The following is a 1,798-nucleotide window of genomic DNA, read 5'->3' as shown; positions in this document are numbered from 1 at the left end:
ACTTGCCTTCGTAGTAGAGCTTGCCCAGCAGCAATTCGGCGCGTGGCTGGTCGGCGGCACGGCCGTTGTCGAGGTACTTCATCATCTGGTCGACATCGCCCAGTTCGGGGAAGTCGTAGAGCAGTTGCGCCAGGCTGACCCAGGACGCCGGGTAGCCAGGGGCGATTTTTTCCAGCAATGCCTGGGCAGTTTTTTCGTCCGGGGTACCGAGGGTGGCATCGCCGAGTACGCGGGCCACGCTGTCGACGCGCTGCGCAGTCACGGTGCCACGGCTGACGCCTGCTTCCATTTGCTTGAGCAGTTCGGCCTGTTGTTCCGGCTGCTGTTTTTTCTGATAGACCGTGGCCAGTTCGACATAGCAGATATCGGTGGTGTTCAGCGCGGCTTTGCAGATGCGCTCCACATCATCCAGATGCTGGTCGTAGGTACCCTGGGTGCGATACAGCAGTACCTGAGCCAGGCCTGCCTCCGGGTAACCCGCCGCCTGCCATTGGCTGATCTGCTGCTGGGCATTCACGTTGGGAAAACTGTGGGGGTATTGCAGGTACAGCATTGCCAGCGGGATCAAGGTATTGCCTTCACCATTGGCAAAGGCTTTTTTCAGCAGGCTTTCGGCTTCATGGTGTTCGGCCTCAGTGGCGCCGGGCTTGGCCGCCAACAGGCGACCCAGGCGTGCCTGGGCACGCGGCGACGTATCTGCCGCCGCACGGTAGGTGGCTTCGGCCTGTTTGATTTGCGCCGGGTCACGGGTGCCGACCTGGATATCGGCCAGGCCCACCTGGGCCTCGCTGTAGCCCAGGTCTGCCAGTTGCTGGTAATTCTGCTGCGCGGTGACGGTGTCGCCGCGCTTGAGGGCTTCGTTGGCCAGGCGCTGGTCGGGCAGGCCGGCGCAACCGGCCAGGCTGATTGCTAGGGCGATCAACGCTACCGAACCAATGTGGGCACTGCCTTTGTGGCGAGGGAGCTTGCTCCCGCTGGGGGGCGCAGCGCCCCCAAAAGCCGGCTCCAGCTGCGCTGTCGAGCGGGAGCAAGCTCCCTCGCCACAGCAAGCCCGCTCCCACAGGGATTGTGGTGTTTTTGAGAGAGTCATCACAGGCATGTCCTCGCTTACAGACCGTGAGCCATGGCTTTGTCGATCAGCCAGTTCAGCGATGGGCCACGGTCGCTGGTGACTTCCACCGGGCGGCCGGCGTAGGTGCTGTCCAGCGGTGCATCAGGCTTGATCTGCACGCGGATGTCGGAGGACAGGTCGGCGCTGTTCAGGCTGGTGCTGCTGACGATGGTGCCGGTGCGCACTTGTTCTTCGTCGGCGACCTGAAAGCTCACCGGCGTACCTGGGCGTACATCGCCAAACTGGCGGTAGGTGAAGCGTGCTTCCACATTAGCCTGGCTGCCACGCGGCACCAGTTGGAAGATCACATCGCCCTTGCTGGCGTACTGGCCGTCGGCGACCAGTTGCTGGGCCACCACGCAATCGCACGGCGAAGTCAGGGTGCCGGTCATTTGCTTGCCGAACAGTTCTTCGACCTTGGCCGGTTGCAACTGGTCTTCGTCCAGGTGGCCCTTGAGTACATCGAGCATGCTGGTGCTGAAAGTCGCCAGCGGCGCGCCCTTGGCTGCTACCGAATCACCCTTGAGCAGGCTTTGCACGGTGCCGTCACGGGGCATGGTCACGTTCATGCCCGGTACGCTGACGAGGCCGGCCTGGGCGTGGCTGACGAAGTACATGCCGTAGAGCGACTTGACCACAAAACCGAAGGCCGCCAGGCCCACCAGGAAGATCGCCAGGCTGAAGGTC

2 protein-coding genes are annotated in these 1,798 nt (G+C 62.8%); both read right to left on the bottom strand.

The genetic code is table 11. The annotated features are described in order from the left end of the window. Positions 1–1,090 (bottom strand): alginate biosynthesis protein AlgK (locus tag BKD70_RS22725; protein WP_371914022.1); only part of this gene is annotated, 1,090 nt, incomplete at its 3' end. A 17-nt stretch (positions 1,091–1,107) separates the two neighbouring features. Then, a partial coding sequence (locus BKD70_RS22720) for an HlyD family efflux transporter periplasmic adaptor subunit (protein ID WP_139145800.1) occupies positions 1,108–1,798 on the bottom strand: 691 nt, incomplete at its 5' end.

The sequence above is a fragment of the Pseudomonas sp. BS-2016 genome (assembly GCF_001806145.1).
Lineage (GTDB): Bacteria > Pseudomonadota > Gammaproteobacteria > Pseudomonadales > Pseudomonadaceae > Aquipseudomonas > Aquipseudomonas lundensis.
Note: the sequence above shows the minus strand (reverse complement) of the source record. Positions and strands in the feature narration are given on the sequence as shown.